Origin of the sequence: Exiguobacterium sp. s63 (genome assembly GCF_018617335.1) — a bacterium.
Lineage (GTDB): Bacteria > Bacillota > Bacilli > Exiguobacteriales > Exiguobacteriaceae > Exiguobacterium.
This window is the reverse complement of the sequence record NZ_JACSKB010000008.1, coordinates 12,510-18,270: the sequence shown is the minus strand read 5'-3', so window position 1 is coordinate 18,270 and position 5,761 is coordinate 12,510. Positions and strand designations below refer to the sequence as shown.

Sequence of the window (5,761 nt, the reverse complement as noted above, 5' to 3'; positions counted from 1 at the left end):
ACGAAGCTTGCGCTTCATTCAAAAATTGTAAAACTTATTTTTGCCTCATCGTTCAGTTTTCAAAGTTCGTCTGCCGCTCTTGGCGACTTAAATATCTTACCAATTGGAGAACAAAAGGTCAACCACTTTTTAAAAATATTTTTTGTTTCTTTGTCGCTTATCTCGGCGACGTCTATTAATATATCAGTAAAACTTTAACCATGCAACCCTTTTTCAAAAAAAGATTTAAAAAATATATAAATCCACTATTTATTCAGCTGATCTGATTTTTCCCTTCATTATATAGAGCTAAAAATAAAATAAGGCGAGCCAGAGGCATCGCCTTATGAGCGGAGAGATGATAACGACACATTTCGCTTCTTCGCTTCTTTTAAATAAAAGAAATAGAGAGCTTCCGCTTGTTTGACCTGAGCAGCCAACTCTCCCGTATCTTCAATGCTCACTTCAAGCATTCGACGTTTTGATTCAAACTTAGCTTTCGCTTCTAATAACTCAGTAAGTAGTCGTTGATCATAATCATCCCTTAACGACTTACGAAACCATTTCATAACTCTCTTCTACCTTCCATCGCTCGAGACAACGTCACTTCATCTGCATACTCCAAATCTCCACCGACTGGTAGACCGTGGGCGAGACGCGTCACACGAATCCCCGTAGGCTTGAGTAATCTCGATAAATACATCGAAGTCGCTTCTCCTTCAATGTTCGGATTGGTCGCTAAAATCACTTCTTGAATCGACTCATTCTCTTGTAAGCGCGTCAGCAAACTTGAAACGTTAATATCCTCTGGACCGATCCCTTCCATTGGACTAATGGCTCCATGGAGAACGTGGTACTTCCCTCTATACTCTCTCATCTTCTCCATAGCAATCACATCTCTCGAGTCTTGAACCACACAAACCACTGTCTCGTCCCGATGCGAGTCTTTGCAGATTGCGCACGGATCCACGTCTGTAATATGTCCACAGACGGTACAGTATTTTATGTCACGTTTCGCACTGACGAGAGACTTCGCAAACGTTAATACATCATCTTCTTCCATATCTAAGACATGGAATGCCAAGCGCACCGCAGTTTTCGGGCCAATCCCAGGTAACTTCGTAAAACTCTCAATCAATCGTCCAATGGCTTCAGGGTATTGCAACTCGCATCGATCCTTTCTTCACTTAAAAGCCTGGGAGGTTCATCCCTTGTGTGAAACGTCCCATCTTATCATTCACAAGCTGATCCGCTTGTTTCATCGCATCATTGATTGCTGCTAAAACGAGATCTTGTAACATATCCACATCGTCTGGGTCGACAACATCTTCAGCAATAATAACGTCTAAGACTTCTTTATGACCGCTGACGACAACTTTCACCATGCCGCCTCCTGCAGTTCCTTCTACCGATAAATCTTTCAATTCTTCTTGAGCTTTCGCCATGTCTTTTTGCATCTTTTGCATCTGCTTCATCATATTGTTCATGTTTCCCATTCCACGCATTCAGAGCGCCTCCCTTATGTTTCTTCGATTTCAACAACATCGCCAAATCGTTCCATCGCCTGCGCGACAAGCGGATCCTCGGTTTCCGGTTCTTCGACTCGTTCCGTTCGTTCTGCTTGTTTCTGAAGGATAAACTCATTCTTCAGTTCATTCCAATCTGTCTCAAGCACCGCCATGATTTCGCGACGAATCCCCGTCACTTCGAATAACGCCTGTTCAATCACATCACGGGTACGACCATTCGAACTCACTTGTTCATAGTGCCATGTCATTCCATCTTTAAATTGTACCAGTAAGGTGTCACTTGCACAAAGGACAGCTTCACTTTCATAGAAGAGCGCGAATATCGGACCGTCTTGTATCCGAATATTCGTCATGATGTCTCCCCAGCTATCGCGAATCGCATTCAAATGTTGGCGTTCAGCACGTTGCAAGAGTTGACGAATTCGCTCTTTCGGCACACGGATTTGCGTCCGCTTTGGGGCAGGCTTCGGTTTTTCTACTTCCCCACCTGTCACAGCAACACCATTCTTCTTCACTTCACTTAATTCACGACTCAGTTCGCGTACTTGATCTTGAAGTTGTACCATTTGCTCACTAATCGTCCGACCTTGTTCTGCGATCCGGATGAACGTCAATTCGACCAGCACTTTAGGATGGTTAGACAACCTCATCTGTTGCTGACAATCGTTCAGCTCTTCAATCACTTGGAACAATTCGTCCGTCGAAGTCGCTTCGACAAACTGACGAAATTCATCCGTCGGTCGAGCACGCTCTAATAGGTCGGCAGCTTGTGGAGAAGCTTTTAAAAGCAATGCGTCCCGATGGACGAACACTAAATCTTCAATGAAACGTTTCAAGTCTTTTCCTTCACGTAACATCAATTCAAGCGTACTCAAAATAGCATTTAATTCTTTCCGCTGGAGACCATACGCCATATCAAGCAATGTTTCATCCGTCACGGCACCCGTGACTTCTAACACCGCGTCTTCCGTCAACCGTCCATCACTGAATGCGAGCGCCTGATCGAGTAGGCTAAGGGCATCTCGCATCCCGCCATCGGCAGCACGTGCGATTAGTTTCAACGCTTCCGGGTCGTAGTCATGGTCTTGATCGTTCAAAATATAGGCCATCCGCGTTTGCAATTGACTCACTTCATGTCGTTTGACATCAAATCGCTGACAGCGAGAAATAATGGTTGCCGGAATTTTATGTGGCTCTGTCGTGGCTAATATGAAGATCGCATGTGCCGGCGGTTCTTCAAGCGTCTTTAACAACGCGTTGAATGCACCAGTCGATAACATATGCACTTCATCAATGATGTATACTTTGTAACGTCCTTGGGACGGCGGATATTTGACTTTATCTCGAATCTCCCGAATTTCATCAACTCCGTTATTCGATGCGGCATCGATTTCAAACACGTCGGGACTTGTCCCTTCCGTGATAGCGATACACGTTGGACAGGTGTTACATGGTTCACGTGTCGGCGCACTTTCGCAGTTGATTGCCTTAGCGATAATCTTCGCTAAACTCGTCTTCCCCGTTCCACGCGGACCAGAAAACAAGTACGCATGTGACATCCGCTCCTCTAACAGAGCGTTTTGAATCGTACGTGTGATATGGACTTGACCGACGACCTCCTGAAACGACTGAGGTCTATATACACGATATAACGCTTGATACGCCATGAGTTCGCCTCCTTCCTTACTTGTTCTTCTCTATCTCATCATACAAAAAAATCTACAGCCCTGGGGCCATAGATTGAAGTTATAAAATAAATCTGCCGCGCACCGATTTCTGAAAGTACGTCAACATGCGTTACTCATGCAGTTTGCTCAGCCCAAGCACCCCTGCGGCACACGGTACGTCACCACTTAAGGCTGCTTCCTTCCGGACCTGACCTGGTTCATGGGTGACCGTTGCGCAGGACTCAGACGTCAACGCCACTTACATAAGGCAGACCACACCAGCGCACTCCCTCGAATCGGGATTCAGTCTCGCTACAGCGGATTGCGAGTGACAGGGCACCGCTACCTCCCCACCTAGCACGGCAAATGGGTAAATGAAATTAAGCACTATCTCGAGTGCTATTACATTATACTGTTTAATCGATTGGGTTGCAACCTCTCTGATTGAGTCGTTCTTGTTTCTTCCTCTCTCGAAGCGTCCGGAAGAAATCTGTGAGGAGTTGCCCACATTCTTCTGCTAAAACATTTTCCATCACTTCTGCTTGGTGATTGAACCGATCATCCTGCACCAAATTCATTAACGTCCCGCAACATCCACCTTTCGGATCATGGGCACCAAAAATGACACGCTTCACGCGAGATAACACAATCGCACCCGCACACATCGGACACGGTTCAAGGGTAACGTATAGCTCGCAGTCTTCTAATCGCCAATTCTCTAATGTCTCATTGGCCGTTTCGATCGCAATCATTTCGGCGTGCGCCGCTGCCAATCGATCTGTCTCACGACGATTGTGCCCAGTCGCAATCACTTGGTCTCCTTTTACAATCACACAGCCGATCGGCACCTCCCCGATGGCTTCTGCTTTCTTTGCTTCTTCGATGGCTAATTGCATAAATCGTTCATCGCGTTCCATTCATTCACCTCATTTCCTATTTGAAACTATGAAAAAAAATGAAAATCAAATCCCTCGTCATATCACTCGTATTGTATGCTAGAATGGAACTTGCACTTTGGATAATGGAGGATGACATCATATGTTTATAACGGTAGAAGGACCGATTGGTGTCGGGAAAACATCACTCGCCCATATCATCAGTCAGCATTTCTCAATGCAGATGCTGAATGAAATTGTAGAAGAGAACCCATTTCTCGGCAAGTTTTATGAAGATATCGAAGAATGGAGTTTCCAAACGGAAATGTTCTTCTTGTGCAATCGATTCAAGCAACTAGATGATATTCATCAACACCACTTGAGTCAGCAACAATCCGTCGTTTCGGACTATCATATTTTCAAAAACTTGATTTTTGCTCATCGCTCGCTGAAACCAGCACATTTGAACAAGTACGAGCAGATTTATAAGATTTTGACACATGATATGCCGAAACCTGATGTCGTCATTTACTTACACGCCAGCATTGAGACCTTAATGAAACGAGTCGCCTTGCGTGGACGTGAAGTCGAAGAGAATATGTCTCGTGATTACCTCGAACAACTTGCTCACGATTATGAGACATTTGTTGAATCGTATCGCGCGGCCCATCCAGAAGTGAAGATCCTCTCGTTCAGCGGGGATGAACTCGACTTTGTACAAAATCCGGACGACTTGACTCATGTCCTGAAAACGATTGAGCGTGAATTAGAATTAACTAAAGGAGCCCAAATAAAATGAAGCTGATTGATAAATATAACATCCCGAACGATACGATCATTACAATCGGTGGAATGGTTGGGATCGGAAAATCCACGATCACCAATTCGTTAGCCGATGCATTAAATTTCCGAACGTCTCTCGAAAAAGTAGATACCAACCCTTACCTCGATAAATTTTATCATGATTTCGAGCGTTGGAGCTTCCATCTTCAAATTTACTTCCTAGCAGAACGTTTTAAAGAACAAAAGAAAATCTTCCAATACGGCGGTGGGTTTATCCAAGACCGTTCAATCTACGAAGATACAGGCATCTTCGCTAAGATGCATTATGAAAAAGGGACAATGTCACCAACAGACTATGAAACGTACTCTAGTTTGTTCGAGGCAATGGTATTGACACCATTCTTCCCGCACCCAGATCTATTAATCTATCTTGAAGGTTCGTTCGAACAAGTACTCGAACGCATTCAGATGCGTGGTCGCGAGATGGAACAGCAAACACCAATCGCCTACTGGGAAGAGATGTACGCCCGCTACACAGAATGGATCAACAACTTCAACCTGTGTCCGGTATTACGTCTCTCGATCGAAGAGTACGACCTCATCAACGACCCAGATTCAGTCGAACTCATTCTTGAGAAAATTGAAAAGCAACTCACGATTGCGCGTGAAGCAAAAGTGAGATAATCGAAAGAAGGATTGCGCCAACGACAGCGTGATCCTTCTTTTTGTGCACAAAAAAATCCACAGCGCATATGTCTGTGGATACAAAAAATGCATCTGCCTCTGCAGATGCCCGATTGAAAGCGGAGTTGGTGGGATTCGAACCCACGCGAGCCTTGCGACTCCTAACGGATTTCGAGTCCGTCCCCTTCAGCCGGACTTGGGTACAACTCCAGGCCTAAAAAAGTGTAAAAAAAAGAAAGTGGAG

8 protein-coding genes, 1 tRNA gene and 1 other RNA gene are annotated in these 5,761 nt (G+C 44.9%); 3 read left to right on the top strand and 7 right to left on the bottom strand.

What is annotated here, in order from left to right; translation table 11 throughout:
- The coding region (locus tag KNO90_RS14515; RefSeq protein WP_215113897.1) for a hypothetical protein at positions 1–198 on the top strand (198 nt) is incomplete at its 5' end.
- A 125-nt stretch (positions 199–323) separates the two neighbouring features.
- On the opposite strand, the gene KNO90_RS14510 is transcribed toward KNO90_RS14515, so the two are convergent.
- The 6 genes from KNO90_RS14510 to tadA all read right to left on the bottom strand — a co-directional run bounded on the left by KNO90_RS14510 (position 324) and on the right by tadA (position 4,092).
- Positions 324–548 carry a YaaL family protein gene (locus tag KNO90_RS14510; protein ID WP_012727752.1) on the bottom strand — a complete coding sequence of 75 codons (225 nt, stop codon included), beginning with the start codon at positions 546–548 and terminating at the stop codon, positions 324–326.
- Positions 545–1,144, bottom strand: coding sequence for a recombination mediator RecR (gene recR / locus KNO90_RS14505; RefSeq protein WP_214743135.1), 600 nt, complete (start codon positions 1,142–1,144; stop codon positions 545–547). Before recR ends, KNO90_RS14510 begins: the two co-directional genes overlap by 4 nt.
- A 22-nt stretch (positions 1,145–1,166) precedes the next feature.
- Entirely contained in the window at positions 1,167–1,484 is a 318-nt protein-coding gene (locus tag KNO90_RS14500; RefSeq protein WP_214743134.1) for a YbaB/EbfC family nucleoid-associated protein, read from the bottom strand.
- Between the two features lie 14 nt (positions 1,485–1,498).
- Positions 1,499–3,175 carry a DNA polymerase III subunit gamma/tau gene (gene dnaX / locus KNO90_RS14495; protein ID WP_214743133.1) on the bottom strand — a complete coding sequence of 559 codons (1,677 nt, stop codon included), beginning with the start codon at positions 3,173–3,175 and terminating at the stop codon, positions 1,499–1,501.
- Between the two features lie 95 nt (positions 3,176–3,270).
- An RNA gene (gene ffs, locus KNO90_RS14490) (signal recognition particle sRNA large type) lies at positions 3,271–3,538 on the bottom strand.
- 53 nt (positions 3,539–3,591) lie between these two features.
- Positions 3,592–4,092: a tRNA adenosine(34) deaminase TadA gene (tadA, locus tag KNO90_RS14485; RefSeq protein ID WP_215113896.1), complete on the bottom strand. Its 501-nt coding sequence runs from the start codon at positions 4,090–4,092 to the stop codon at positions 3,592–3,594.
- A 121-nt stretch (positions 4,093–4,213) separates the two neighbouring features.
- Between tadA and KNO90_RS14480 the strand changes: the two genes are divergently transcribed.
- Both KNO90_RS14480 and KNO90_RS14475 read left to right on the top strand, forming a co-directional pair.
- A complete protein-coding gene (locus KNO90_RS14480; protein WP_214743131.1) occupies positions 4,214–4,849 on the top strand; it encodes a deoxynucleoside kinase in 636 nt (211 codons plus the stop codon).
- The gene (locus tag KNO90_RS14475; RefSeq protein ID WP_012727758.1) at positions 4,846–5,517 is read left to right on the top strand and encodes a deoxynucleoside kinase; all 672 of its coding nucleotides are present in this window, start codon (positions 4,846–4,848) and stop codon (positions 5,515–5,517) included. Before KNO90_RS14480 ends, KNO90_RS14475 begins: the two co-directional genes overlap by 4 nt.
- Before the next feature lie 120 nt (positions 5,518–5,637).
- Here the strand turns inward: KNO90_RS14475 and KNO90_RS14470 are convergent.
- A tRNA-Ser gene (locus tag KNO90_RS14470) sits at positions 5,638–5,727 on the bottom strand.
- Positions 5,728–5,761 lie beyond the last annotated feature (34 nt).

Bases quoted from the DNA above. Each gene is read 5' to 3' on its own strand.
- KNO90_RS14510 (WP_012727752.1), bottom strand. From the start codon at position 548: ATGAAATGGTTTCGTAAGTCGTTAAGGGATGATTATGATCAACGACTA.
- KNO90_RS14500 (WP_214743134.1), bottom strand. From the start codon at position 1,484: ATGCGTGGAATGGGAAACATGAACAATATGATGAAGCAGATGCAAAAG.
- dnaX (WP_214743133.1), bottom strand. From the start codon at position 3,175: ATGGCGTATCAAGCGTTATATCGTGTATATAGACCTCAGTCGTTTCAG.
- tadA (WP_215113896.1), bottom strand. From the start codon at position 4,092: ATGGAACGCGATGAACGATTTATGCAATTAGCCATCGAAGAAGCAAAG.
- KNO90_RS14480 (WP_214743131.1), top strand. From the start codon at position 4,214: ATGTTTATAACGGTAGAAGGACCGATTGGTGTCGGGAAAACATCACTC.
- KNO90_RS14475 (WP_012727758.1), top strand. From the start codon at position 4,846: ATGAAGCTGATTGATAAATATAACATCCCGAACGATACGATCATTACA.